Raw genomic sequence first — 26114 nt, 5'->3', positions numbered from 1 at the left:
GATATGTCCCCTTTTTCCGGCAAAAGATATACATGCAAGTTAGTTGTATATGCAAAAAAATATTGAGCATAAAAGGAGAGACTCTTAATGAATCTTGAAAATACTTTACTTATGATACCAGGTCCTGTGCCCGTAGCACCCCGAATACTCCGTGCAATGTCAAAACCCATAATCGGGCACCGCGGCAAGGAGTTCGGCGATATGTACAATGAATGCAGATCGACCCTGCAGGAGCTCTTCGGAACTAAGAACGATATGTATATTATAAGCGGCTCAGGCAGCTGTGCCATGGAGGCAGCTGTCGGGAACGTTATCGGCGAAAAGGATACGCTCGTGACCGTCGAGAACGGGAAATTCGGGGAAAGATTCAGGGAGATCGGAGAAAGATACGGCAATGTAAAGCCTGTCAAATTCGACTGGGCGAAAGGGGAATCCATAGAACTGGATAAAGTCGAGAGCGCGCTTGCCGAAGGGGTTAAGGCAGTTACACTTGTGCACAATGACACTTCAGTGGGCATCAAGAACCCGGCAAAAGAGGTCGGGGACCTTGCTAAGAAATATGGAGCTCTGTTCATAATGGACGGCGTTACCACGATAGGCGGGGATGAAGTACTCGCGGATAAATGGGGCGTGGATATCGCAGTCGTGGGCTCGCAGAAATGCATAGGCGCTCCTCCTGGATTATCAGCGATATCGGTCAGCAAGAAGGCATGGGATTCCATGGTGGAGAAGCCGCCTTATTACATGGATTTGAAAGCCTATAAGAAATCAGCAGGCAAAGAGACCGCGCAAACGCCATATACCCCGGCTGTTCCGCTTTTCTTCGCACTGCACGAGGCACTCAAGATCGTAAAGGAAGAAGGGCTTGATGCTCGCATCAAGCGCCATGCCATGTATGCAGAAGCGTTGCGAGCCTCTGCCGATGCGATGGATGTAGAGATGTTCCCGCAGTTGAATAATTCCAGTAAATATTCAAACACGGTCACCGCCATGAAAATACCCACGGGCATCGATGACAAGAAACTTCGTGGCGGGATAAAGGAGCTCGGTATCCAAATTTCTGGCGGTCAGGGACCTCTTGAAGGCAAGATTTTCAGGATCGGAAGCATGGGTAATATCAGCAAACTCGATATTTTAAGCACAGTACAGGCAGTGGAGATAGTGCTCCACAAGAATAATATCGTGAAGAAGATGGGTCCTGGCGTCGAGGCTGCCAGCAATGTGTTAAAATGAGATTTGTCAAAGGGTACATTGTCAACGCAATTCTTATATAGAACTTCAAACATTGTTTTGCCTCAATCGAGCATGGCATTTGTATAATTGGTTTACTTTTATATAATTGCCTGCAGACAAAAATAGCAATAACAAATATCTGGAGGATGATATTCATGGCGACACAACTTGGCGGACAGCCCATCATAATTTTAAGAGAAGGTACGGAGAGAACACGGGGGAAAGAAGCCCGGAGCAATAATATCATGGCTGCGAAGGCGGTAGCAGCTGCCGTGAGAACCACGCTCGGACCAAAAGGCATGGATAAGATGCTCGTGGGCGGCGGGGATATCACGATCACGAACGACGGTGTGACGATCCTGAGAGAGATGGATATCCAGCACCCGGCTGCAAAAATGCTGGTCGAAGTGGCAAAGACCATGGACGATGAGGTAGGCGATGGCACAACGACCGGCGCAGTGCTTACCGGAGAACTGCTCGAACGTGCCGAAATGCTGCTGGAACAGGATGTCCACCCTACGACCATCGGGAGCGGCTACAGGATGGCGGCTGAAAAAGCGATTGAGATCCTGAAAGATATCACACATACGATAACAGAGGACGACGAGGAATCCCTTCTCAACATCGCAAAAACAGCCATGACCGGAAAAGGCGCAGAGGGTTCAAAGGAAAAACTCGCAAGAATTGCCGTGACTGCGATAAGATCCATTGTGGAAGAAGAGGATGGCAAGAAGTTAATTGATATCGACAATATAAAAATCGAGAAAAAGGGGGGTAAAAGCCTGGATGATAGCGAGTTAATCAAGGGGATTGTTCTTGATAAGGACAAGGCCCACAGTAACATGCCAGACAATGTTAAAAATGCGAAAATCGCCCTTATTACCCGTCCTATTGAATTCAGCAAGATGGAACTCGATGCCGAGATCAAGATTTCCACACCAGGCGAGCTCCAGAATTACCTGGACCAGGAGGAGAAGATCGTCCAGGACATCGTGGGCAGGATCGCAGCTGCAGGAGCTAATGTAGTGCTCTGCCAGCTGGGGATTGATGACATCGCCCAACATTTCCTGGCAAAGGCGAATATCCTTGCAGTTGAGCGTGTCGAGAAAAATGATATGGAAAAAATAGCCAGGGCAATTGGTGCTAATCTCATCACGAGTGTCGATGATTTTAAAACCTCGGATATAGGAAGTGCCGGGCTTGTAGAAATCAGGGGGAATGGCGAGGATAAGATCCTTTACATTACCGAATGTAGCAATCCCAGGGCTGTGTCGATACTCATCCGCGGTGGGACAGAGCATGTATTGGACAGCACCGAGAGGGCTCTTGAGGATGCCTTGAGAGCAGTAAGTGTTGCGATCGAAGATGAAAAACTGGTAGCAGGTGCAGGTTCTCCAGAGACCGAACTGTCCCTGAGGTTAAGGGAGTACGCATCTTCGTTGAAAGGCAGGGAGCAGCTCGCAGTGACAAAGTTCGCAGAAGCGCTTGAGGTTATCCCGAAAACCCTTGCTGAGAATGCGGGACTTGACCCCATAGATATGATGGCTGAACTTCGAAGCCAGCATGAAAATGGGAACAAGGATGGAGGTCTTAATGTTTACACCGGAAAAGTGGAGAATATGTGGGAGAACGGCGTTATCGAACCTCTACGGGTGAAGACACAGGCCATTTATTCAGCGACCGAAGCAGCGATCATGATATTGAGGATCGATGATGTTCTCGCGGCTACGGGCGGCGGCGAGGCAGGAAGTTGCGGCCAGGGTGGCGCTCCATGCGGCGGTATGGGAGGCATGCCTCCCGGAATGATGATGTAGGTTTACTTTCACCCCGCTATCATCGAATCTAAATATCTAAAAAGTCTTGATTGGTTGCGGATTGAGAAGATGGTATTTTATTCTCAATCCTCATCCCCTAAAAAAACATATATCCTTGCAGGATAATTCTTGATTATGCTTACAGAATCAGAGGGAGAGCTGGCAATAAGGCTTGCCCGCAGTGCTATTGAAGAATGTCTCAAGAATGGAACAAAGATAAAACCTGATGACCTGCCCCCGGTGTTCCGTGAAAAACGCGGTGTCTTCGTTACCTTAAATGAAAAAAATGATACGAAACAGCTCCGCGGCTGCATAGGCCGCCCATATCCGATATTGCCACTCGGGGAAGCTATAATAGTATCAGCCATTAATGCAGCCAGGGAGGATCCACGTTTTCATCCTGTAAAACCAGAGGAGATAGGAGACCTGGTCATTGAGATTACTGTACTCACTGTGCCTAAGCGCATCAAAGCAAAACCCAAAGAAATGCCTGACAGTATAGTCATCGGAAGAGACGGGTTGATAGTTGCAGCAGGCAGGTGCCAGGGACTCCTGCTTCCGCAGGTGGCGGTGGAGCATGGTTTTGATAGCACTGAATTCCTCTGCCAGACATGCATGAAGGCCGGACTCATGCCTGATGCGTGGCTTGAAGGTGCAGAGGTCTATTCTTTTGAAGGTCAAATATTCGGGGAGTTAGAACCTGGGGGAGAAGTAAGGGAAAAAATAATTACCCAATGAACGTTAAACAGTGTTAAGGAGTGTTAATATGTCTGAAATGCGTATATCGGAAAATTCTTCGAGTGAGGAAATCCTCCCTTTTGCAGAAATGGTACATGAATTGCTCTCTCTTCCTGTCACAATGAGAAGCAAGAACAAAAAAGGGGTAAGGCTTGAGAGAGGAAAAGTGACTGATATGGATTACACCGGTCCTGTACTCGAAGAGGCTTTTGTAAAGAATACAGTGATCCATACCATTCCAGACAGGGGAGCCTATAAAGGAATACCTGTAGTTGTCACTCCCTTAAAGGACAATGACGGAAAACCGATAGCCGCAATCGGCGTCGTGGATGTTGTGTGCACCATCGACCTGGCAGCGGTATTCGGCAATTACCCGCAGATAGTGCGGCAGGTCGAGGAGAAGAAGAAAAGCACCTTTTGAGCAAAGAGTTAATATCCAATGACATATAAGTTAGCAGTCCACCAGAGGTAAATTATGGCAAGATTCCCAGAAGCGGAAAAAGTACTCTTACACATGAAGATATGCATGAAATGCAATGCGCGCAACTCATTACGTGCTACCAGATGCAGAAAATGCGGATATACAGGTCTTAGACCGAAATCCAAGGAAATAAAGGGCAAAGGAACGTAATTTGTAATGGGAGTAGAGGAACGCCTCAACCAGTTAGTAGAAAAAGAAGGCGCAGTTCACCTAACTCTTATAGATCCCGATTCTCAGACCCCTGAAGTTGCAGGAAATATTGCACGGGAGGCAGCGCTCGGCGGCACTGACGCCATCATGGTAGGTGGCTCTACCGGAGCAACTGGGGGCACAGTTGAACAAACAGTAAAAGCCATAAAAATAGCCTGCGATCTTCCGGTCATACTGTTCCCGGGAAATGCCGGGGGTTTGAGCGAGAACGCAGATGCGGTTTTTTTTATGAGCCTTCTCAATTCCAGGGATGTCAATTATATTACTACGAATCAGGCGATCGGGGCTCCATTGATATATAAACACGGTATTGAACCGATATCCATGGCGTATATCGTGATAGAACCCGGAGGAGCTGCGGGCTGGGTTGGAGATGCGAGGTTGATACCAAGGAATAAACCCAAGCTGGCTGTTGCATATTCACTTGCTGCAAAATATCTCGGTATGCACTATATATATCTGGAAGCCGGGTCTGGCGCGGATAAGCCCGTGCCTGTTGAAATGGTAGCTGCCGTCAAAAAGGCAGTGGGGAAAACAACAAAGGTTATCGTTGGAGGTGGGATCCGCGATGGGCCCACAGCCAGAGAAAGGGTAATGGCTGGCGCAGATATGATATGCACGGGCACGGTTGTTGAACAGGTCGGGGATGTCAAAGGGAAGATAGAAGAGCTTGTCAATGCGATCAAATCTCGAAGTCATTGACCAGATTCGCTTATTTTCTTTATGCTATCTTTAAATGAAATAGGCTCAAAACCGAAAATTTTCTTAAGGTCGTTCGGTTCACATATCATATTGTTACGCAATGATTCTATCAACCAGTAAACAACATCCGGATTCACCGGTGCAAGCTTCCCGAGAAACATTGAAGAAACCCGGTGCCACGAACCAGGTATCCTTATAAATATCCTTTTCAGTCCAATTTCTTTGGCATATTGCTGCATCAGTTCTCTGTATGTCAAAACCTGGGAACTGCCTATATCAAAGCTTCTGTTAATGGTCTCCTTTTTATCGAGGCATTCCACCAGATAACGTATCACATCCCCGATATAAATGGTCTGAACTTTCGAATTTTCCCAGTTGAAAACGGGAACTATGGGAAATTTTCTCACAACAGTGTCAAGGATTTCAAAGGCCGCGCCACCCCTGCCAATTATTACCGAAGCCCTGAAGATCGTATAATCGATGCCGCTCTCCTTGATGATCTCTTCCACTTCTCTCCTGCTGGCAAGATGGTGCGAGAGCTTCTCGCGGGGGTTGCTCATGCCTGTGAGATGGATTATCCTTTTGACTCCATTGGTCTTGCACGCTTTGACCATATTTGTGACGGCAATTCTGTCCAGTATGTCGAATTTTTTCTGCTCTTTTTGCTCACCCATCATGTGAATAAAGTAGTAAACAGTATCAACACTTGCTGTTGCACTAAGAAGCGAGTCATAATTCAAAACATCCCCTGATACGTAGTTGATATCAGGATTTTCGGAGGGTAAGGATTTTCGGGAAAGGCATCTGACAGGGATTTTTCTTTCGGACAGTGCCTTCAGGACATGCCCTCCTATAAAACCGGTCGCTCCGGTGAGCAGAATCATATATATTTCTTGGTTCGGTTCGGTATTTAATTTACCTGTCCACTAATGCCCGAGCCTGTATCTTCAAATGAGATACAGGAGCTCAAGGCATAAACCACCATATCCCCACCACCCAACCTGCCAAACACACATACCACCATTCTAATTTTGCATTCATTGGTCTATTAATCGACAAGTTAGTAAATAAACATTATAGTATTTAATATTTATGGTCGAGATTTAACAAATATAATTAGAGTCTATATAAATAACGACAAGATTTAATAATTATTATTTTGACCTCAATCATTAAAATTCAGGACTGCTTAAATAAAGACAAGATATATAGCCAATGAAGAAAATTAACCATATATGCATACTGCATTTCTTGAAAAAATCTTTGGCAAGACCGCTCAACTGACAGTTCTGGAATTCCTTCTTAATAATAAAGATAACGATACATATCTATCAGGGATTGCTTACGAGACCGGTCTTTCCCATTCCACAGTGTCAAGGGTTATCGAACCGCTCCTGGAGCAGGAGATAATAAAAGAGAGATCGCTTGGCAAGCAGATCAGGATATTCAGGTTGAACCAGGAGAGTGAGCTTACAAAATATTTACTTAAAGTATATATTGATTTGAAAAACATGACTAACAATGCCGGTGATAAGCAATGAAAAGCGATATAGATAATAAAATCATTGAATTAATAAAACGAGACGAGAGTATATCTTATTCAGAGATATCCCGAAAACTGGGGGTTCCGGAAGAAGAGGTTGAAAGAAGGATAAGGCATTTTTCTGATACAAGGCAAAAGATCCTGATAGTGGACGATGAGATGGATGCTCTATTACCGCTCAAGAGGTCCCTTGAAGCTGATGATTATAATGTTTTCGAAGCCTATGATGGTCATGAGGCGATCAGAAAGTCAAAGAATGAAATACCGGACCTGGTAATTCTTGATCTTATGATGCCGGGAATGGATGGATATGAGGTATGCAGCAGGTTAAAAAAAGATGAGGTTACGGAGAAGATACCGATAATCATGCTGACAGCCAGGGATGAAATAAGGGATAAAGTGGAAGGTTTCGAGATCGGGGCGGATGATTATGTAACAAAACCGTTCAATCTCAGCGAACTGAAAGCCCGCATTAAAAGAATCCTTAGAAAAACAAAAATATAATTATGTAATTGAGTACGTAGGGGTTAGACCTTGGGTATACGGTCCGAACTGATAATATTTTTCCTGCTTATCTCAGTAATCCCCCTGTCCATCGTTGTTTACACATCCTATAATTACGGCAAAGACGCTATCAGTGCTTCCGTGACAGACAGCCTGCTGGGTGCGACTGAAAATGCGGGACATGCGATAGATAACTGGATGGAGGCAAGAAAGGATGATGTCCGTATTATCTCCCGGATAGCAGCGAATTCAAAAAAAGAAGAACTTCATGAATACCTGAATACATTCGAAAGCGAGCACGAAGGTGTATACGAAGAGTTTTTTATTATGAATCCTGACGGCGATATCATATTCTCCACGCTTAACAACACGGGAAATGCAAGCATGAAAACTTATTTCACAGAAGCTGCCAGGGGAAAGATGTTTATTTCGGATGTTTCTTTTTCTGCCATCACAGGTTCTCCTGAAATAATGATAACCAACCCCATCAGGAAGAATGACACGATGACAGGAATAATGGGAGCAAGGGTCAGTATGGAGAACCTGTACAGGATCATAGATGGCATTGATATCGGAAAGCTCGGCGAGATATTCATGGTAAATAAAGACGGGGAGCTTATCTTCCACAAAAACAGGTCCATGATACTGCTTGAAAAAATCAACAATAATCTCGCGGTCCGGGAAGTGACATATGAAAAGAACGGAGCAGGGGAATATGTCAACTATAAGGGTGAGAAAGTCCTCGGGTCGTATTACTGGCTGCCGCTTTACAGATGGGGGCTCATTGTGGAGAAGAACAAGGATGAGGCTTATGCAGAAATCCTGGTTCTGGGAAGGCTTACCGTTGCCATCTCCTTTCTTGCTGTCCTTTGTGTAGTCCTTTTGGCTGTTGTTATCTCAAGGAGGTTGACAGAACCCGTAAAATCACTGGAGGAAGGCGCCCTTGGTCTTGTGAAGGGGAACTTCAAACCAGTCCCCGTCTCTTCAAAAAATGAGATCGGAAGGCTTACAGAAATATTCAACCAGACCGCAAAAGAACTGCTGGACATAAGAAAAAGACTGGAAGCAAAAATCGAAATTGCAGACAAAGACCTGGCAGAAAAGAATAAAGAACTCATTGTTGCCAATGAAGAATTAAAAAAACTGGATACATTAAAATCGGATTTCATATCTCTTGTCTCACATGAACTCAAGACGCCCCTTTCTGCAATAAGGACGTCTGCAGAGTTCCTCGAATCAGAGGATGTGACAGATATGGCAGTCCAGAAAGAGATGCTTTCGATCATAATAAGGAATATTGATCGACAGACGCTGATGATAAATGAAATACTTGACCTATCAAAGATCGAAGCTGGTAAGATGGAGTTTAAAATGGAAGAGGTGGATTTCCAGGAAATCGCGAATGTCACTCTTGAAAATATCGGCCAGCTCGCGTTGAAAAAAAATATAACCATTTCAATGAATATTCCCGGGAAACTTTCTCCACTCTTCGCCGATAGGGAAAAGCTTATTATTGTGTTGAATAATCTCCTTGGAAATGCATTGAAATTTACACCAGACGGTGGGAGAATCATTCTGTCTGCAAAAGAATTGAAGGATAGTATCGAAATCAACATTGAGGATAATGGCATCGGGGTAGAGAAGGATAAATTAGAGAGAATATTCGATAAATTCTACCAGGTGGATAGTACATCGCGGCGAAAAATCGGCGGAAGCGGACTTGGGTTATCAATATCAAGCGGTATCATCAGGGCGCATAATAGTGAAATTCTTGTGGATAGTGAGCTTGGAAAAGGGAGTAGGTTCTATTTCAGGTTAAAAAAGGTAGTAAGATCATGAAAAAGTATGTCTACGCAATCATAGTTGTATTGATAGTCGCATCTGCGGGGATTATTATATACGAGAAATCCCAGGCTAAAAGAACTATCTACGTTGTTTCCATGACCGCGGATGAAATGTCCCGGGCATTGAAGAACGGGACTATAAAAGGATTCATTTCATGGGAACCTTATGATTCAAAAGCCGTTACTTCAGGTTACGGGAGGTATCTTGTCAATTCCAGAGATATCTGGAACAATCACCCCTCATGCATCATTGCAATCTCTGAAGACTTAAAAGATGAGGATATGATAAGAGCCCTTCTCTGGGCACATATGAAGGGTACAAGATTCATTAATGACCCGGCAAATAGGGAAAAGGTCTTGAAGTACGGTTCGGAATTTACGGGGGTTGACAGGACAACAGTGTCAGAAGCGATCAATAATACCGTGTATCAAGAATTCCCGGATCTGAAAGAGACAAAGAAAGGATTTGAGATACTGAATGAAGCAGGGACTTTCAAAAAGAGCCAGGATTACAACGATCTGGACGGGTTCCTGTCCAGTATAATACTTGACAGATATTACAATGATATCAGAAAAAAACTGGAGGATAATCCTGACTGGGCGCCGCCAGCTGTTAACGGGAGCATGAGGTTCGGCTATCTGGATGGCAATCTGCATGAACTCGCTATGTATGTGGCAGAGAAAGAGGGCTATTTTGAAAAAGCAGGCCTGGTCCCGGGAAAGAATATCCAGTTCATAGGTTACAGGAACGGTCTGGCAATAATGAATGCCTTTGATCACCGGGAAGTGGATGCCGCAACACTTGGAATGACACCGGTTTTAAGATACAGGATAAACGACAATGGCAGGGTTAATATCATTGGGGGGGTAAATTCGGGTGGCTCATCGCTTATAGTTGGGGCAGATTCAGATATTAACTCTATCGATGACCTGAATGGAAATACGATAGCCACCCCCGGTTTTGGATCGTGCCAGGATGTGGTTATGAGGAAGATGTTCGAAGGGTTCGAAATAAAAGCGAAATGAAGTTCTTATTTCAGGCAGTTATTTACTTTTTTCTCAAAAACCACAAGTAATATAAATCCTGATAACAATCAGTCAGCCAATGAAAGCATACAGGTCATACGAGGATCTACCAAAGATAAAGCTTCCACTTGGCCAGGAAGTCTTCATAAGCGACAGCACCATCCGGGACGGCTCACAGATGCCCGGAATAGTGATGAAAAAAAGGCACAAGACGGAGATTTACGAGTATCTTCATAAGATCGGGATCGAGAAGCTTGAGACTTTTGTGTATAACGAACGGGACAGGGAAGCAGTCAAAGAAATGCTTGACAGGAACTATGAGTTCCCTGAGGTCACAGGATGGGCGAGAGCAAATCCCAAGGACATTGATTTTGTGCTATCCATGGACGGTATCAAAGAAACAGGTATCCTCATGTCTGTTTCGGATTCTCATGTCATGGATAAGATGGGTCTTAAAAGCAGGGAGGAGGCCCGGAAGAAATATACCGATGCATTGCAGTATGCTGTTGACCATGGGCTCAGGACCCGGGCCCATATAGAAGACATGACGCGTGCTGACAATGAAGGTTTTGTTTTCCCTCTCGTCGAAGAACTTCTAAAGATCGATCCCGATTGTACAATACGTATTTGCGATACAGTTGGCTTTGGGGTGCCATTCCCTGAAGTAGATGAACCCTACGGAATACCGTACATCGTTAAACGATTGCGCGAGATCGGTACGCGGAATATTGAAACCCATGTCCATGACGACTTTGGGATGTCCGTTGCATGCTCCATAGCAGGATACTGGTATGGTGCGAACTGGTCGAGCCTGACTTTCCTGGGTATAGGCGAAAGAGCCGGGAACGCGGAGCTTGAGAAGGTCGTTCTTTTCCTTATACAGCGGATGGAGGGATTTGAGAAGTATGATCTAAGGTCCGTTACTGAATTTGCACGATTCATGGAAAGGGAGATCGGCATAAGGGTGCCGCGCAATAAATCAGTCGTGGGGAAAAACATTTTTGCTCATGAAAGTGGCATTCACACTGCGGGCATCATAAAGAACCCATTCACCTATGAACCATATCCGCCCGAGATCGTGGGCGGAAAGAGAGAACTGATGATAGGCGATTCGTCGGGGCTTGAGGTGATAAGGTATAAAGTTGAGGAAACCCTGAACGAACTGATGCACGTCGCCATCAAGGTTGAAAAGAACGATTCCCGCGTGAAAGCCATCCAGGATGAGATACAAAAGTTGTATAACGAGGAGAAACGCGTTTCTGCTATCTCGGATGAGGAGCTCAAGAAATATGTTGAGAAGTTTTTCATGCTTGAGTCCATAATCGAGGAGCACAGTGCGAATGGGTTGAATAACTCAGGAAAGGGAGAGAAGTAACAAGGTTTAGCTATTTGCTTTGTTAGTGATGGATTCATATTAGATGTGTTCGACATCAATTCTATGCATTTATGTAATAAGAAAAGGCTTATTAAAAGATGAGCATAAAAAAAATTGCTGTAGCCTGACACTAACGCGGAACTTCATCCTCTGGCTTATGCCGCTGTCGGTCACCGTAACCCTTGCGTCAGGCTTTATCGCGTGTACCGCATTGGGGTTGTCTGTACGGTCATCGATTTGGCATTGCCGTTCTCCCGCAAGGACCTATCAACACGATTTTGTCCAGATTTCGTAGGTCTGGATATCATCATATTACTTTTTTAACTATATAGGGTTATCCGCGCCGTGGGATTGGCATATGCCCTGCGGTATATTCGGGCGACTCAGGATCATATCGGGAAAGTCTGGCTTCAATATTAGCTTCCCTCCAGGATTATTTCTGCGCATGGCAGAACCATTTATGTGCATGGAAAACCCGCAGGTTTCGGCAATCATCCTCTAAGCATTTTCATAATATCATGTTTGGTAATCATGCCAATTACCCTCCCTTTTTCAAGTACAAGAACAGCCGGATTCTTTTCGAGAATCCTCGAGACAGAATTTGTATCTGCTATGGGAGAAACAGTTGGGAAGGACTCACCCATTATGTTGCGCACCAGTAGATGGGACACTTTTTTTATGTCCTGGTCCGTCATCGAACTCACTATCTGGTCAGTTGAGATGCTGCCCACCGGCACTCCGTTGTCGATGACCGGCATCTGGGAAAAGCCGTGCTTTTCCATGATCCTGGCGGCATCCTCTACCGAACTATCCGAACTTGTGTGGATGATGGGTGAATGCATTATATCCTTGACAATGACCTTTTCTTTCCTTGCAGCGTCAAAGGCATTGAATATCTTGCCCAGTGTGGATAGTCTGGGGTCGACGTCCCCTGATTCGATGCGCGCGATAAGGGGCTGGCTTACGCCGGCGCGCGAGGCGAGGTCATGTTGAGTGAGACCCAGCTCAAGCCTCAGTTTCTTCATATCGTCGGGCGCGGGCAGGAACATTATATTACTATGGGTAATAAGTTGTATATTAGTATTGCTGTGACAATTTTATCTGCGTAAAGGCTATTAATTATGAGTGTTTTATGGTGGCTGTGATTAAATGGCAGCAAAGAATTTTTTTATTTATTTTCTCATAATGTTATTGACAGTCTATCCGGCATCAGCAGGAGGAGTGAACCTCAACAGGTGGGTTTTGAACGTAACGCTGCAAGATAGCGGGCTCGTTGAAGAAGTCATACAGGCTGAAATCGAGAACGTTGGACCCTCCCAGCTTGATGGTTTTTCCTTCGAAGTTCCTGCTTCAGGTGTCAGGATAATATACGATTTTGATCACACATCAAGCTTTACAGGCCAGGTCGTTGAACAGCAAACGATCTCTGGAAAAACGAAAATCACCGTCAATTTTAACAGTTCTGTTGAAGCGGGAAAAAAATGGGATGGACGCATTGGATTTACCGCAGAAAACTGGGTAGCAAAAGCAGGTCCAGATTATTCTATAGATATCCCGATCGAGGCACCTCAGGCTATTGTTTCAGGGAAAAACACCGCCATATCCGTATCTCCGGATGCAGATATCAGGGCGCAGGTATTTTTTCCAAAGGGGGTTGAAGTAACTTTGGCTACGCCGCAGCCTTTCAGGATACTTTTCCAGTACGGTCATATGGTCCCCACATGGTCTCCTGATAAAATGCACATCGGGGACAAGCTCAGTATAAAAGGCTCATTTTCAAGCTCATTAAATAAAATAGTTGAGACCGATGATAAAATCAGGTCATTATCTTCCCGCATAAAAGAGGCGAAAAATCAGGGCAAGAATGTTTCAGATGCAGAGATCCACCTCAGGAATGCGGAGGATTATAATACGAACATGGCACTGGCGGCATTCTGGGAGAAAAGGGAACAGGATGTCCTGAGTAATGTTGGGTATGCTAATGACGAAATAAAACTGGCAGAAGATAGCCTTTCAGCGATGGGATCGCAGGAGAGCCCCCAAACCACAGTGACTGCCGGCAAAAAAAGCCCAGGTTTTGAAGCACCTGTTTTGATTACCATGATGGCCTTGTATCTGTTCTTGAGAAAACGAAAATATTGAAACTAATTTTTTTCAACTGTGAACAAATGCCGGCGAGTATTACGCAATCTTTAAATACTTTCCTATGATGATGAGGATGCACGAGAGGCCGCAATTATATTGCGGCATAACTTAGTCTACTCAGGAGGAAAATATGGCAAAAATCATGCATGCACAGACAGTTCTTACAATGGAAGACATTGAAGCTCTGAAGGAAAAGACTGGAGAGAGCAGCACCAAGGATGCGCTGGCCAAAGCGGTCTCACATTATCTCGAGTGCGAATATACACAGGTAGAGGATATGTGGGCCAAGAAACTTGAAAAAGTCGTAAAGCGAAAACAGAGGGAAGAATAGCTCTTATAGTGGGGATTGATTACTATTCCGCCGGGAATCGTCCAGAAGAATTCCCACCGGCTACTACTATAACCTCATTCTCCCTATAATAAAGAAATCAACCTGTGAGTTGACAGTGCCGTAGATCATTTCCTTTTTCACGCTATTAGCAAGCCGCACTGCACGCGAAAGCTGCTGAAGAGAAAAAACATATTTGTTCTCTATGGCATGGACAAGATATTCAGAATGAGATAGACTTGATTGATCTTCATAGCTCCTGTAGACTCGAAAATGCGTACCGAATTTAAAGCCTGTTTTGGGAATGAGTCCGCTGTTCCGTAGCTTTTCATAAACCCTGTATTTCGTCATGAAATCGGATTCGATTCTAGATGCAAGCCTTGAAAATTCATCGAAGTCAAGTCTTTCATTATTTCTGCTTTCAATCTCTAGAACCTCCTTGTTCAAAAGGTAAGCAGATTCGACAAGAGATAGTTGTAGATGTCCTTCATCCATGAGTTTGCCAAAAAATCCCTCCTTATGCAGTAAACTTGATGCTTTTGAATCCCAGACCATGCATCTGTCCTCGAGCAGACTGGCCACTGAAAGTGCCTTATTGATCTTGAATTCGCAGGATCCTGATGGGATTGTTTTTCTGACCTCATAGAAGGTAATATCGCTCTCCTCATCCACAATTGCCAGGATCAAACGTTTCTTCAGATTATTAACGGTTTCAAGATGCTTTTTTAGATCGGAAAGCAAAAGCGGTGTCCTTTCTGAAGTTATAAGGACAAAAAAATCCGAAGGGGTCTTGCCGGGATGTCCCCCACGGGGATATACCCTGAAACCTGTAACTCCAGGCTGGGCATAGTATCCACGTTCTCTCAGGTCTTTGTAAACTATATAAAATAATTCGAAATTTTTCAATATAGCCGATGCTCTCAGGAAGAACTGTTTAAAATCGAGTTTTTCCCCTTCACACTCCACAGATATTTTTCCAAGGCGGGCAAGATATGCACTCTCAGGCAGAGAGAGTTCGAGAATATTCCCTCGGGGGCGCCCATAAAAACTTGTATTGTATAATTCATCGATCCCGTTTTTTTCGATCACCACGATATTTTCGATCAATTTCCCTGATAGCGTCATATTTTCAAATATCCCCGAAGTCTATTTTTCCACCTATGGAAAGCCTGAATCTTTCGATCGCACCTGCATTCATCTCGATAACATATTTAACGTTCTTCACTGCTTTATAACCGGTCCAGGGGTTCAACCGCAAGAGTCCGGTAATCTTCTTTTCTTCATTTAAAAAGACAACATCAATTGGGAAACGCATGAAAAGCATGTGAATATTGACAGGCATTGGTCTATTCATCACAAATATCATGGCGAATTCCGGTGGAAGGCTTTTTCGGAACATCAAACCCAGCATCTGGTCTAATAAACTTGTTGCCAACTCTACATTTTTCGCAATCTCCAAACCATTATATTTTAATACGTGAAGCATTAAGAAGTTATATAACACTCTTACGTAATATAAGAATGGAGGTATTAATCCAACAAATGAGTTCAGAAATGTGTACTGTCTGTGGATTGCCAAAAGAGCTTTGCATATGCGAAGAGGTGGCAAAAGAACAGCAGAGAATAGTCATCAAAGTAGATACGCGAAAATATAAAAAAGAAGTTACTGTGATAGAAGGTCTTAATCCCAGTGAGATTAATTTGCAGGAGTTAACGACGTATCTGAAATCTAAATTCGCATGTGGTGGAACGATAAAAGATAATGTTATCGAACTTCAGGGGAACCATAAGAACAGGATGAAGAACGTGCTTATACAGAAAGGCTTCTCACCTGAACAGATAAAGGTGTAAAACTTTAATATATATCCTACAATCTTTTTTTCAGAACAATTAAATCCTACTGTTGAAAAATTAGTATGGAAGTGGGAACCACTTCCATTGAAATCATTTTATTGGGGCTTATCCAGGAGTTTTGTCTTTGAAAGGAGCCTTCCGTCCTTTGCATGGGGTTTTCTGAGCACCGAATCGTTCGCCTTCTCCATTTCACGCGCCTCATCCGCAAGCCTGGCTGCGGCACGAAGAGCCTCATGTCCCGCGGCTGCCGTGGTCGCGATCTGGTCTACCTCTTTCAGTACGAAGCATGCAGGAAAATCGATCTCAGCGACCTTTGTGGCTATGTGAAGTGCTGCAAGGGCTTTGGCCTTTGCATATGGATTTGCGAACCCGGCGCTCTCAACGCATTTTTCAGGCTTTGCCAGGATCTTTGGCAGTGACAGTGGCTTTGTGCCTGCTGCTACCTGGTCGATGACCTTGTCTATCTCTGTTTGGACGAGCCTGATCGGGCCGCAAACGGACAGGATTTTTGCTGCATCGCTGTTGAACGCCACCATCTCCACAGGGTCAAGGAATTCTCTCTTTGCCCCTATCAATGGATCAACCGGCAGTATTATGTAACCGAATCCAGCCTGTTCCAGTTTCTCCCTGTCCTCTTTCTTGGTCGGACCATCAGAGATTACTATCGTAGGTGTGTCTTTCCAGACATCTCGCGCCGCCGTTGGTCCTGGAGCGCTTGAGTTGGGGCTTATCATAACAACGAAGTCAGGCCCCCAGTTCTTGAAGGATGCCGTTTCTGCTGCTTCATCCTTCCCCATCTTGGCCCCCGTTCCGAATACACGTACAGCAATTCCCTCTCTCGCCGCTATCTCATCAAGTAACAGATCGATTACCTGTGAGGTTCCTAAATTTCCAAGTTTTATAAAACCTATCTTTACGACCATATTTTGATCACAGGGTGAGATTCGCATGGTTCATTTATAAGTTTTTTGAAATTGTTCTGCTATTTAAAAAGTTATATAAAAATTGACAACCTATGCATGTTAAATAAAAGCTGGAATAAGATGACAAAACCCGATTCAATCCTGGAAATCAGTTGCGGAAACCACTCAAGATTGTACGAGACCAAAGGTAAGGAGTGGAAGCTCTTCGTAGGTATAGATGTCAAAATGGGCCTCTGCAGGCAGGCAAAGAAGCAGGGGCTTGAAGTGGTTTGCTGCGATGCGTTCAACCTCCCGTTCAAGCCAAAATCATTCCAGGACGTGTATATACAGTGTTACACAGCGTTACTTGAAAAAGATGCATTAAGCGATGCCTTCCAGAAAAGCGATTACGATGAGTTCTGTGAATTCATGGGACGGGAGATAGACTATGCCTGGCAGGTCATAGACCCTTTCTACGAACTCTTGCTGGAATGCAAGCAGGTGAGCGGCCATATAATATGCCTCCCATCATGCAATCTTGAGATGAACAGGTATCTTGTGAACGCTGTCAAGAATTTGCCCAGCGTGACCGTAGATGTCGAGCAATCAAAAAACTGGGGTGGAAAGAAAGAGGCTTGCGTGATGTACCTGGACATTGACTGCACAATTTATGTCTGATTACAAACATTTTTAACAATCAAAAATAATATTGAGGTCGATGGTTCGAGTCCTTGCAACCGGCACTTTTGATATTCTTCATCCCGGGCATATTTTATATCTTTCTGAGGCAAGGGGGCTAGGCGATGAGCTTTATGTTATAGTGGCGCGGGATTCGATGATAAAACACAAACCAAAGCCCATTATTCATGAAGAGCAGAGGCTGGCTATGGTTGCGTCACTAAGAATGGTAGATATGGCGATGCTTGGAAGCGAGAAGGATATGTTCGAGCCCCTCCGCGAAATAAGACCGGATATCATTGCCCTTGGGAAAAACCAATTTTTCAGGGAAAAAGAGCTTGAAGATCAATTAAGAACTCATGGTATTAATGCAAAAGTAGTACGAGTCAGGTCATTCGAGCAATGTGAACTGTGCAGCAGCGGGGCAATCATTCGAAAAGTTCTTGAGCGATATGGAAAATCATAATACCGCTTCCATGCGTGCGAAAGCTTCCTTTATTCGCCCCTGCGATGTGGCATACGATATCCTTATAAAATCTTTCCCGGCTTCTCCGAACGCAGAACCCGGAGTGGTTGCAATGAAGGCTTTGTTAAGCAGCAATTCTGCTATCTCTTCTCCGCTCCCGTATTCGCTCACATCTGCAAAAGCGTAAAAGGCCCCGTCGGGTCTTGCACATTTGATGCCGAGTTTATTCAAACCGCTGACGAGGAGATCTCTTCGTGCCCTGAATTCACTCACCATGTCTGCAATACACTTCTGGTCACCCTGGAGGGCTGCCAGACCTGCATACTGGACAAAAGACGTCGCCTGGCTAACAGAATGCGAGTGCAGTTTAAGCATCTGTTCATATACTTGCTTTGGGGCGCTCACATACCCGAGCCGCCATCCGGTCATCGCGTATGCTTTTGAGAACCCATTGACCGTTATCGTGAGTTCCTGCATCCCATCCATTGAGCCAATGCTGATGTGTTCCTTGTCGTAGATGATCTTCTCGTAGATCTCATCTGAAAGAACAAGGATATTATTATCAATGGCAAGGTCAGCGATCTCTTTTAGATTTTTCTTGCCGTAAACGCCGCCTGTCGGATTGCATGGACTGTTGATAACAATGACTTTTGTCTTTTTTGTGACATAGTCGGCTACATCGACTGGTAGGAAACCGTTATCGGTGGATGTGGGTGCCCAGACCGTCTTAGCCCCGGCGAGCTTCACGCAGGGATCATATGATACCCATGCCGGATCAAAGAGGATTGCCTCATCGCCTTCCTGCAGTACTGAAAGCATAACCTCGAAAATTGCCTGCTTTGCTCCAGGAGTAACGATTATGTTGCCGCTCTTGGCCTCGATTTTATTTTCGGTTTTCAGTTTTTCAGCGATGGCCCTGCGCAGTTCTGGTATCCCGGGCGAAGGGGTATAATGCGTCTCTCCCCTGTCAAGGGAAGCCTTAGCTGCTTCGATTATATGGGCAGGAGTAGTAAAATCGGGCTCTCCAAGGCTGAAACTTATTATATCTTTACCCTGGATTTTTAGTTCACTGGCAAGGTTTGATATCCTAAGGGTCGCCGATTCCGTTATGGTCTGAAGGCGTTTTGCAGTCATAAAGTATAACTCACAGACTCTTTCCTGATATTTAAGTCATTCTGAAAAGGAGTTCGCATACCTGGTCTAATGGCTGGACTGTAATTAAAATATATTATATAATGCCCCCTCCTTCTTTTTTCTATCGCAATCTTTATATATCATAATGTAATGATTATAATTATAATGATGGGCAAAAGCAAGGAGGATAACAGGACGAGAGGAGACGAAAACAATGACCGAATCAAACGAGGTAGTACTTTGGATGGAAAAGTGCGCACCAGAGCGGCTCACGGCAAACAAGGTAATGCTGTGTACAAGGAACATATTCCTGCTTGAAAACATGCGTGACATATTCATAGACGAATATGTGGCTATCTTAAAGGGGAGCGGGAACGCCGGAATAGTCAAACCATAATTATTTTTATGCACACAGAAAAGATCAAGCGCTGTCCTGAATGTATTCGCCCCGTCTGCCAGCGGATCATTACATTGACTAAAAAAGATCAATATCAAAAAAGGAAAATGTCATAATAACCAAATAATAACCACAATGAGAATTTGAATTATGCCAGGATGTAAAGAACGGAAATGCCCGTGCAGGCTCTGGGTAAATTGTCAAAATTATGTAGATATGCAAAGGCAGGCACGGAGGCTCAGGAATAAGGAATATGACTTCTACGATTGGTATATGGACAACTTCCGTTGGGAAGCCCAGATGGTCGATGCAATTGTGAATGGATAAATTAGCTTGCTCTGTTTCAATGCGAGTACATAATAGAAAAAACCAATAAAAAACAGTCAGGTCAAATATGGACGAAACGGATATCCAGCAAATAGTGGAACAACGTAAAGAAAGTTACGATATGAAACAAATCGAAAAAGAATTAAAGCAAATACGCGATAAGTCTTCAAATGGTTAAAAGATCTTTTTTGAGTGAATTATTTCTCTTTTTTATTCCTTCAATCTTCTGACCATTTTTACAGCAGCTTCCACAGCGCGTTTCGCGTAGTCCACCCGCTCATGCGCATCAAGCCTGCTCATACCCGGACCTGATATCCCGAGGGTTATGGGTTTATTGTATTCGAGCGCAAGGTCAGCTATCTTCCTTGAAGCATGCTGTATCACTATCTCGTCATGTTTCGTCGCCCCCTGGATAACACATCCGATGGTGACCACGGCGTCGATATCCGCATCCTGGGCGAGTTTCTTAACCGCAAGAGGCATATCAAATACCCCGGGCACATATATGATCTTCTCGACAGATGCGCCCAGAAAACCTGCATGTTCTTTACCAAGCGCTTCCATCATAATGGTCAGGTCACGATTGAACTCCGAAACAACAAATCCCAGTTTAATATCACTCATTATTACACCTGGTCGTTATATTCTTTAAGAAGTCTATATATCTTGCGATTGATTTGGAATTATCATGCAGTTTTCATTTTTTTTGCATCCTTAAAGGATAAATTTAATAGCATTAGATTCTATGGGAGTCCAAAATTAGGAGATATTATGGCTGAAATAGAAAAATGTGTTTCATGCGGAGTAAATCTTGTTGAGCGAGGTTATGCACGGTTCTCGTGCCCGCAATGCAAAAAAGAACTTGGTAGATGCGTGCATTGCAGGCATCAGAGCAATCCTTACAAATGCCCGGGCTGTGGATTTGAGGGGCCGTGAGTAAATGGGTGAAGTTGCGGCCAAGATAAAGGTAATGCCTACAGGAATGGAAGTTGACCTGAACAAGCTCAAAGAAGCGCTTAAGAAGGCAGTTCCAGAAGGTGCGCGTTTGCACGGCTTCTCTGAAGAACCGGTAGCGTTCGGCCTGAAAGCCCTTATAGCAGTTGTAAAAGTCGGCGATATAGAGGGTGGAACCGAGAAAGTCGAAGAGGCCTTCAGTAAAGTCAGAGGGGTGGAAAGCGTATCTGTCGTTGAACTGGGCAGGATGTAGGAAAGACTCATTTTCCTGCATACATATTTTTTATTCGGGCCTGTAGATCAGGGGTAGATCGTTGCGTTCGCAACGCAAAGGCCGCGGGTTCGAATCCCGCCGGGTCCATTATTTCTCAGGAGTTTTAAAGAGCTTTCCTGTCAAGCTCTCCTGTTCTTATCCTGACCGCTTTCTCGACAGGAAGGACAAATATCTTTCCGTCCCCGATATTGCCTGAAAAAGCGTTCTCTATGATTATCTTAACGATTTCATCTGCGGTCTCTCTCGAGGTGAATATTTCAAGCTTCACCTTCGGTATGAAATCGACCGTGTATTCCCTGCCGCGCCATATCTGCTTAACACCTTTTTGCTGACCACGGCCTTTGACCTCCGTAACGGTCATGCTCCCGAATCCCTTAAGATCCAGGGCCTGTTTCACAGCTTCGAGTTTTTCGCCCCTGATTATTGCTTCGATTTTCTTCATTTTATCTTCCATCCCTCATGTTTGCCGTAAATTCCGGGTATGCCGAGATGCCGTGTTCTCCTATGTCGAGTCCCTGCAGCTCTTCTTCGGGTTTGACCCGCAGTCCAACCGTTCTATCGATGAGCGAGAACATGATATAACCCATGCCGAATGCCCATGCGACTGCTGCAGCTGCGCCGACAGCCTGGATATAGAGCTGATGGGAATTGCCTGCGATCAAACCGGTTATTCCCTGGTACGTGCCGTCCGCAAATATACCTACAGCCAGCAGGCCCCAGACACCATTTGCAGCATGGCATGCAACGGCCCCCACAGGGTCATCTATCTTCAGTTTCCATTCCACGAACCAGTAGGCTTTTACGAATATTATGCCTCCGATCAATCCTATCAAGACAGCGGCCCATGGAGCGACATAAGCGCTTGGCCCTGTTATTGCGACAAGTCCCCCAAGTGCCCCATTGCATATCATTGTTATGTCCGCTTTACCTGATTTGCTCAATAACAGGAAGCATGCCGAGGTTGCACCTGCCGCCGCGGCCATAAAAGTGTTCAGGGCTATTACAGAGATGCGAAGGTCGGTAGCCGCAAGTGTGCTTCCGGCATTAAAGCCGAACCATCCAAAAATCAGAATGAAGGTTCCTATGACTATGTAGGTAATGTCATGCCCCGGAATTACGTTCGGTTTTCCATCTTTATCATATTTCCCAATTCGCGGCCCAAGAAGATATGCTCCCGCGAGTGCCACAAATCCGCCAACGGCATGAACCGCGCCAGAACCCGCGAAATCCTTGACTCCCATCTGCGCTAGCCAGCCTCCTCCCCAGATCCAGTGCCCGTAAATCGGGTAAATGATCGTAGTAACGGCTAACGTATACAGGAGATATGCCTTGAATTTCAGGCGTTCAACCACGGCGCAGGCTACTATAGATACTGCCGCAGCTGCGAACATTATCTGGAATAGCAAAAACCCGGCGGAATAGTTGTTATAGGTTTGGCCCATTAATAGGAATCCGCTGTATCCTACATACTGGTTTCCCAGGTTCAGGCCAAGTGAGGGATTGGAGCCGCCGAACATCAGTGCAAAACCCACGGCCCAGAATGCCAGCGCACCGAGGGAGAAGTCCATAAAGACCATCGTGAAGAAATTCAGGGAATTTTTCACTCTGATTATTCCGGCACCAAGCATGGCAAATCCTACCTGCATGAAAAATACCAGGAAAGCCGCTAGCAGAAGCCATGTGAAATTTATGGATTGACTAAAGTCATTGTTTGTACCATCCCCGGCACTTACCGGGGAAATAAAAAACAAAGAAAGAATAATTAAGCACGCGAATTTTTTATTCATACCTACTACAGGATGCCTTTTACCTCTTTTTCATATATAATAATATCGTAATGAACTTTTAAAGATAGTGCGGCTGGATGGATCAAATTTATTTAGAATCCCTGAGTATAAGATTTTGGAGATATATATGGGATGTCCGAACTTTAAAAACTCGCGATGCATGCTTGACCCGAAATATCATAAGCCTGCTCAATCTGAAATAGCAAACTACTGCGGCACAGAAAATTATTACAACTGTCCGATAGTCAATAAATACAGCGGACTTGAAGGCATGTCCTGTTAACTGATCGGAAAGCCATTGTTTAATCGGTCGAACCGCAGTCTTGAGTGGATACAATAAATTGATTATCAGGAAAAAAATCGTCGAGACATTTACAAAAAGAATTGAGTCAGATCTGAGTTAGTGGTTCACAACATTAAAGATTGGAGGAAATATCAATGGAGGAAAAGATAGTAAAGGAACAGCTTGAATAGCAAAGAAAAGCATGGGTTTCGTGCCAGAAACACAACAGCTCGTTGGAGAACATGCACCTATATTTTTTTGGACATTGAAATGACATCAACCCTTCCGAACCAACTTGGTTAAATATTTAAAGCTAGAAGACCTTCCTTTAAATAACAGGGAGTGAGAAATATGAAAGCTGCGCAGATTAAAAAGTATGGAGGCAGTGAAGTTGTCGAGATCAACAAAAATGCACCAAAACCCACGGTATCTCGTGGACAGCTTCTCGTGGAGGTATATGCAGCCGGGGTAAATCCTGTCGATTGGAAGATCCGCGAAGGATATATGCAGCAAATGATGCCATTGAAGTTCCCAGCAACCTTGGGAATGGATTTTTCAGGCGTAATAGTAGAAGTCGGAGAAGGCATTTCCGGTTTCAAAAAAGGCGATGAGGTTTTCGGGCAGGCCAGCGTCTTAAACGGCGGGTCATTCGCAGAATATGCTTCAGCAGATGCAAAGGCCACGGCACGTAAACCAAAGAACTTCAGTCATGTTGAAGCAGCCGCATCGCCGCTTACAGGGGTAAGCGCCTGGCAGGCACTCGTTGATCATATGGGTCTTTCCAAAGGCAAAAAGATCCTCATCCACGGTGGCGCGGGCGGCATAGGGACAATCGCCATCCAGCTTGCTAAAAATCTGGGAGCATATGTGGCGACAACAGCGAGCGCGAAAGATCTACAGTATGTCAAAGAATTGGGGGCAGATGAAGCTATAGATTACAAGAATCAGTCCTTCGACAATCTTATACGCAACTATGACGCGGTTTTTGACACAGTGGGCGGCGAGACGTACGTTAAATCTTTCACAGTGCTCAAGAAAGGTGGTATAATCGTTTCTATGCTGGAGCAGCCTCGTTCTGAACTCATGAAACGATATGGGGTAAATGCCATAGCACAATTCACGCAGGTGAACAGTGAACGACTGTCCAAACTGGCCGAACTCGCAGATAAACGTGTCGTCAAAGTGCATGTTGACAAGACATTTCCTCTGGAAGAGGCAGTAGAAGCACTCGAGTATCTGCAAAATGGACATCCGCGAGGTAAGGTTGTCTTAAAGATAAAGAAAACCTGACTATTCATAAATTTTGAATGCCTTTAAAGATGCTTTGACCTTGCCAAGCAGTTCGTATCAGAAAAATTGGGTCACCGATAGCGTGGAATCTTGTCTCAAAATAATTCGGCATTATCTATCTGGACCCTTGCCATCTCAACTGCCGCCTTCGTATAATCCTTCCTGTTTATCCTCCCTTTCGTGAGCCAGCCAATGATGCCTTCTTCGTAACCGATTTCCGGTTTGCTTGAGATGGGAGTAAAAGCCTCAGATATCGTTATCCCTTCATCCACCACCCTTTTTGTGCACTGGGGCGGATATTCAAATGCGGGCCCAAGACCAAGATAAACTCTTCTTCCATCGTAGATGGCGCAGCAACAGAAGTTCATGTACCCGCTCTGTGTCTCAGGGACAGGGGCCATGCCGTCCTCTATTCCCACTGAGTATTCACACGCATCAAAAACCGCTTTGGCCCTGAAGATCGCGCCATGAATGATCTCGGGAAGGCCGAGGGGTTGCTCCTTGACCCCGGATCTGCATGCAAGGCCTTCAACATTGTACGAGGGGAAGACTTCTTTCACGGCATCGATCTTATTTTTGTTCAGTGAAGCCACTTTGATGCAATTTTTCATTCCGGGCATTTTCATTCAATTATCCTGATTTTTCTCCAGGGTTTTGAAGAATTTGATGAAATATTTCCAGCCGGTTTTGCAGAGATGCTCCCTCCCTTCCGGATCTTTCCTTACCCAGTCCATAAGGTAGAAGAACTGAGTTTTGTATTCATCAACGGTCTCATCAACAATAGCGGGAGGGTTCGGAACACCCAGTTTTCGAAGATATTCTACGAACAGCTTTTCCCCTTTATGCTGGGCAAGTCCGTTGATTTTGACCACCGAGAATCTGAAGCCCTCATTTTTCAGCCATTCAACGGTTTTATCATGGATGCATCCCGGGCATATCTCTATCTCCTCATTCTTGGAGACTTTTAGTTTATTAAATCCATTCTCCACAATACTCTGTGCGCCATAGAGGTAATTTTTCTTTTTAAACGTCTGGATGTTGAAATTCTCAATAGGAATTATGTCGTAATATAATTCCTCCGTTTCTTTGCGGATGACGATAATACCCACCCCTCCCACAGGTGTGCCCCAGCCCTGGTCGTCTATCTGGATGGTCATTTGGATTTGAATAGTTTGTCTTAATAGATAATATTATTTATGATAAGTAACAACATTGTTTTATGGTGAGGGCATGAAAATAATCAAAACTGTTCTTGTGCTTGCAGTCCTGTCTTCTGTTTTTCTCGGCTGTGTCCAGGCTCCGGTCGGGACACCCACACCAACCGCAAGTCTGACTGCGACCGCGTCTCCGACTGCGGTCCCAACTACTGTTATGCCATCACCTGTTCCGACAATAATCCCTTCGCCGGTAAAATATATAGTCTGGATAGACAGCGATTATGGTTTTTACACGATACGCGCAGTCCGGGGGAATCATTCTATCTTCCTTCCTCCTTACTTCGATATACTGAATTTTACTATCCGCGCAGGAGATAAAGTCAGATGGATGAATGATGACAGCTATGATTTCCCGCTCACCATTGCAAGCAGTGAAGGGCTCTGGACAGGGAGGACAGGGCTTATGCGCTACCAGGGAGAGCACTTTGAGTACATGTTCAATAAGACAGGAACATATGATTTCTCCATACAAGAATACCCCCGCATCGAGCATCAGAAAATAACAGTGATTCCATGAAAAATTTTAATATGAGATGTTAGAAAATCATAATTAAAAGACATTGACAACCTTTAAGTAATAAAAATTCGTAATATTACGAACAAGGAAT

At 44.7% G+C, this 26114-nt stretch carries 34 protein-coding genes and 1 tRNA gene; 24 read left to right on the top strand and 11 right to left on the bottom strand.

What is annotated here, in order from left to right:
- The first annotated feature begins 87 nt into the window (after positions 1-87).
- From O8C65_07390 to O8C65_07365, 6 genes are all read left to right on the top strand, one after another.
- The gene (locus tag O8C65_07390; GenBank protein MCZ7356740.1) at positions 88-1233 is read left to right on the top strand and encodes an alanine--glyoxylate aminotransferase family protein; all 1146 of its coding nucleotides are present in this window, start codon (positions 88-90) and stop codon (positions 1231-1233) included.
- Between the two features lie 155 nt (positions 1234-1388).
- The gene (gene thsA, locus O8C65_07385) at positions 1389-3047 is read left to right on the top strand and encodes a thermosome subunit alpha (GenBank protein ID MCZ7356739.1); all 1659 of its coding nucleotides are present in this window, start codon (positions 1389-1391) and stop codon (positions 3045-3047) included.
- A gap of 135 nt (positions 3048-3182) precedes the next feature.
- Positions 3183-3785, top strand: a complete 603-nt coding sequence (locus O8C65_07380; protein ID MCZ7356738.1) for a TIGR00296 family protein — start codon at positions 3183-3185, stop codon at positions 3783-3785.
- 28 nt (positions 3786-3813) lie between these two features.
- On the top strand, positions 3814-4206 hold the full coding sequence (locus O8C65_07375) for a DUF2111 domain-containing protein (GenBank protein ID MCZ7356737.1): 393 nt from the start codon (positions 3814-3816) through the stop codon (positions 4204-4206).
- Between the two features lie 54 nt (positions 4207-4260).
- Positions 4261-4416, top strand: a complete 156-nt coding sequence (locus O8C65_07370; GenBank protein MCZ7356736.1) for a 50S ribosomal protein L40e — start codon at positions 4261-4263, stop codon at positions 4414-4416.
- Between the two features lie 6 nt (positions 4417-4422).
- A complete protein-coding gene (locus tag O8C65_07365; protein ID MCZ7356735.1) occupies positions 4423-5178 on the top strand; it encodes a geranylgeranylglyceryl/heptaprenylglyceryl phosphate synthase in 756 nt (251 codons plus the stop codon).
- Here O8C65_07365 and O8C65_07360 read toward each other — a convergent pair.
- Entirely contained in the window at positions 5172-6062 is an 891-nt protein-coding gene (locus tag O8C65_07360; GenBank protein MCZ7356734.1) for an NAD(P)H-binding protein, read from the bottom strand. The genes O8C65_07365 and O8C65_07360 overlap by 7 nt on opposite strands.
- 351 nt (positions 6063-6413) lie before the next feature.
- Here O8C65_07360 and O8C65_07355 point away from each other — a divergent pair, with 351 nt between their 5' ends.
- The 5 genes from O8C65_07355 (at position 6414) to O8C65_07335 (ending at position 11470) form a co-directional block, all read left to right on the top strand.
- Positions 6414-6719 carry a MarR family transcriptional regulator gene (locus O8C65_07355; protein MCZ7356733.1) on the top strand — a complete coding sequence of 102 codons (306 nt, stop codon included), beginning with the start codon at positions 6414-6416 and terminating at the stop codon, positions 6717-6719.
- Positions 6716-7225 carry a response regulator gene (locus O8C65_07350; protein MCZ7356732.1) on the top strand — a complete coding sequence of 170 codons (510 nt, stop codon included), beginning with the start codon at positions 6716-6718 and terminating at the stop codon, positions 7223-7225. The genes O8C65_07355 and O8C65_07350 overlap by 4 nt, the downstream gene beginning before the upstream one ends.
- Positions 7226-7255: 30 nt before the next feature.
- A complete protein-coding gene (locus O8C65_07345) occupies positions 7256-9064 on the top strand; it encodes a sensor histidine kinase (protein ID MCZ7356731.1) in 1809 nt (602 codons plus the stop codon).
- Positions 9061-10095: an ABC transporter substrate-binding protein gene (locus tag O8C65_07340; protein ID MCZ7356730.1), complete on the top strand. Its 1035-nt coding sequence runs from the start codon at positions 9061-9063 to the stop codon at positions 10093-10095. Before O8C65_07345 ends, O8C65_07340 begins: the two co-directional genes overlap by 4 nt.
- 79 nt (positions 10096-10174) lie before the next feature.
- On the top strand, positions 10175-11470 hold the full coding sequence (locus tag O8C65_07335) for an isopropylmalate synthase (GenBank protein MCZ7356729.1): 1296 nt from the start codon (positions 10175-10177) through the stop codon (positions 11468-11470).
- Between the two features lie 491 nt (positions 11471-11961).
- Here O8C65_07335 and O8C65_07330 read toward each other — a convergent pair whose 3' ends face one another.
- Positions 11962-12519 (bottom strand): CBS domain-containing protein, encoded by a 558-nt coding sequence (locus O8C65_07330; protein ID MCZ7356728.1) that lies wholly within the window; start codon positions 12517-12519, stop codon positions 11962-11964.
- Between the two features lie 100 nt (positions 12520-12619).
- Here O8C65_07330 and O8C65_07325 point away from each other — a divergent pair, with 100 nt between their 5' ends.
- Positions 12620-13612 (top strand): hypothetical protein, encoded by a 993-nt coding sequence (locus O8C65_07325; GenBank protein MCZ7356727.1) that lies wholly within the window; start codon positions 12620-12622, stop codon positions 13610-13612.
- Between the two features lie 133 nt (positions 13613-13745).
- Positions 13746-13946 (top strand): DUF5371 family protein, encoded by a 201-nt coding sequence (locus O8C65_07320; GenBank protein ID MCZ7356726.1) that lies wholly within the window; start codon positions 13746-13748, stop codon positions 13944-13946.
- A gap of 66 nt (positions 13947-14012) precedes the next feature.
- Here the strand turns inward: O8C65_07320 and endA are convergent, their stop codons facing one another.
- Together endA and O8C65_07310 are read right to left on the bottom strand one after the other, a co-directional pair.
- Positions 14013-15068: a tRNA-intron lyase gene (gene endA, locus O8C65_07315; GenBank protein MCZ7356725.1), complete on the bottom strand. Its 1056-nt coding sequence runs from the start codon at positions 15066-15068 to the stop codon at positions 14013-14015.
- Positions 15069-15072: 4 nt separating this feature from the next.
- Positions 15073-15429: a DUF192 domain-containing protein gene (locus O8C65_07310; GenBank protein ID MCZ7356724.1), complete on the bottom strand. Its 357-nt coding sequence runs from the start codon at positions 15427-15429 to the stop codon at positions 15073-15075.
- 56 nt (positions 15430-15485) lie between these two features.
- Here O8C65_07310 and yciH point away from each other — a divergent pair, with 56 nt between their 5' ends.
- Positions 15486-15794: a stress response translation initiation inhibitor YciH gene (gene yciH / locus O8C65_07305; GenBank protein ID MCZ7356723.1), complete on the top strand. Its 309-nt coding sequence runs from the start codon at positions 15486-15488 to the stop codon at positions 15792-15794.
- 98 nt (positions 15795-15892) lie between these two features.
- On the opposite strand, the gene O8C65_07300 is transcribed toward yciH, so the two are convergent.
- Positions 15893-16720: a F420-dependent methylenetetrahydromethanopterin dehydrogenase gene (locus O8C65_07300; GenBank protein ID MCZ7356722.1), complete on the bottom strand. Its 828-nt coding sequence runs from the start codon at positions 16718-16720 to the stop codon at positions 15893-15895.
- 120 nt (positions 16721-16840) lie between these two features.
- Between O8C65_07300 and O8C65_07295 the strand changes: the two genes are divergently transcribed.
- Positions 16841-17377, top strand: a complete 537-nt coding sequence (locus O8C65_07295) for a class I SAM-dependent methyltransferase (GenBank protein ID MCZ7356721.1) — start codon at positions 16841-16843, stop codon at positions 17375-17377.
- A 40-nt stretch (positions 17378-17417) separates the two neighbouring features.
- The gene (locus O8C65_07290; GenBank protein ID MCZ7356720.1) at positions 17418-17843 is read left to right on the top strand and encodes an FAD synthase; all 426 of its coding nucleotides are present in this window, start codon (positions 17418-17420) and stop codon (positions 17841-17843) included.
- On the opposite strand, the gene O8C65_07285 is transcribed toward O8C65_07290, so the two are convergent.
- Positions 17838-18977: a pyridoxal phosphate-dependent aminotransferase gene (locus O8C65_07285; GenBank protein MCZ7356719.1), complete on the bottom strand. Its 1140-nt coding sequence runs from the start codon at positions 18975-18977 to the stop codon at positions 17838-17840. The genes O8C65_07290 and O8C65_07285 overlap by 6 nt on opposite strands.
- A gap of 214 nt (positions 18978-19191) precedes the next feature.
- Between O8C65_07285 and O8C65_07280 the strand changes: the two genes are divergently transcribed.
- Both O8C65_07280 and O8C65_07275 read left to right on the top strand, forming a co-directional pair.
- Complete coding sequence (locus tag O8C65_07280; protein MCZ7356718.1) at positions 19192-19374, top strand: hypothetical protein; 183 nt, start codon at positions 19192-19194, stop codon at positions 19372-19374.
- A 150-nt stretch (positions 19375-19524) separates the two neighbouring features.
- Positions 19525-19701, top strand: a complete 177-nt coding sequence (locus tag O8C65_07275; GenBank protein ID MCZ7356717.1) for a hypothetical protein — start codon at positions 19525-19527, stop codon at positions 19699-19701.
- A gap of 210 nt (positions 19702-19911) precedes the next feature.
- Here O8C65_07275 and ribH read toward each other — a convergent pair whose 3' ends face one another.
- Positions 19912-20325 (bottom strand): 6,7-dimethyl-8-ribityllumazine synthase, encoded by a 414-nt coding sequence (gene ribH, locus O8C65_07270; protein ID MCZ7356716.1) that lies wholly within the window; start codon positions 20323-20325, stop codon positions 19912-19914.
- Positions 20326-20472: 147 nt separating this feature from the next.
- Here ribH and O8C65_07265 point away from each other — a divergent pair, with 147 nt between their 5' ends.
- The 3 genes from O8C65_07265 (at position 20473) to O8C65_07255 (ending at position 21016) form a co-directional block, all read left to right on the top strand.
- The gene (locus tag O8C65_07265; GenBank protein ID MCZ7356715.1) at positions 20473-20637 is read left to right on the top strand and encodes a zinc finger domain-containing protein; all 165 of its coding nucleotides are present in this window, start codon (positions 20473-20475) and stop codon (positions 20635-20637) included.
- 4 nt (positions 20638-20641) lie between these two features.
- Positions 20642-20908 (top strand): elongation factor 1-beta, encoded by a 267-nt coding sequence (locus O8C65_07260; GenBank protein MCZ7356714.1) that lies wholly within the window; start codon positions 20642-20644, stop codon positions 20906-20908.
- Positions 20909-20944: 36 nt separating this feature from the next.
- Positions 20945-21016: transfer RNA gene (locus O8C65_07255), tRNA-Ala, on the top strand.
- 16 nt (positions 21017-21032) lie between these two features.
- On the opposite strand, the gene O8C65_07250 is transcribed toward O8C65_07255, so the two are convergent.
- Both O8C65_07250 and O8C65_07245 read right to left on the bottom strand, forming a co-directional pair.
- The gene (locus O8C65_07250; protein ID MCZ7356713.1) at positions 21033-21371 is read right to left on the bottom strand and encodes a P-II family nitrogen regulator; all 339 of its coding nucleotides are present in this window, start codon (positions 21369-21371) and stop codon (positions 21033-21035) included.
- 1 nt (position 21372) lies between these two features.
- Positions 21373-22680, bottom strand: a complete 1308-nt coding sequence (locus tag O8C65_07245) for an ammonium transporter (protein MCZ7356712.1) — start codon at positions 22678-22680, stop codon at positions 21373-21375.
- A gap of 163 nt (positions 22681-22843) precedes the next feature.
- On the opposite strand from O8C65_07245, the gene O8C65_07240 reads away from it, so the two are divergent.
- A complete protein-coding gene (locus O8C65_07240) occupies positions 22844-22999 on the top strand; it encodes a hypothetical protein (protein ID MCZ7356711.1) in 156 nt (51 codons plus the stop codon).
- A 351-nt stretch (positions 23000-23350) separates the two neighbouring features.
- Positions 23351-24289, top strand: a complete 939-nt coding sequence (locus O8C65_07235) for an NADP-dependent oxidoreductase (GenBank protein ID MCZ7356710.1) — start codon at positions 23351-23353, stop codon at positions 24287-24289.
- Positions 24290-24384: 95 nt separating this feature from the next.
- Here O8C65_07235 and O8C65_07230 read toward each other — a convergent pair whose 3' ends face one another.
- Together O8C65_07230 and O8C65_07225 are read right to left on the bottom strand one after the other, a co-directional pair.
- Positions 24385-24915 carry a DUF84 family protein gene (locus tag O8C65_07230; protein ID MCZ7356709.1) on the bottom strand — a complete coding sequence of 177 codons (531 nt, stop codon included), beginning with the start codon at positions 24913-24915 and terminating at the stop codon, positions 24385-24387.
- Positions 24916-25446, bottom strand: coding sequence for a hypothetical protein (locus O8C65_07225; protein ID MCZ7356708.1), 531 nt, complete (start codon positions 25444-25446; stop codon positions 24916-24918).
- A gap of 73 nt (positions 25447-25519) precedes the next feature.
- Between O8C65_07225 and O8C65_07220 the strand changes: the two genes are divergently transcribed.
- Positions 25520-26023, top strand: a complete 504-nt coding sequence (locus O8C65_07220; protein ID MCZ7356707.1) for a hypothetical protein — start codon at positions 25520-25522, stop codon at positions 26021-26023.
- Positions 26024-26114 lie beyond the last annotated feature (91 nt).

Origin of the sequence: Candidatus Methanoperedens sp. (assembly GCA_027460535.1) — an archaeon.
Classification (GTDB): Archaea; Halobacteriota; Methanosarcinia; order Methanosarcinales; family Methanoperedenaceae; genus Methanoperedens.
Note: the sequence above shows the minus strand (reverse complement) of the source record. Positions and strands in the feature narration are given on the sequence as shown.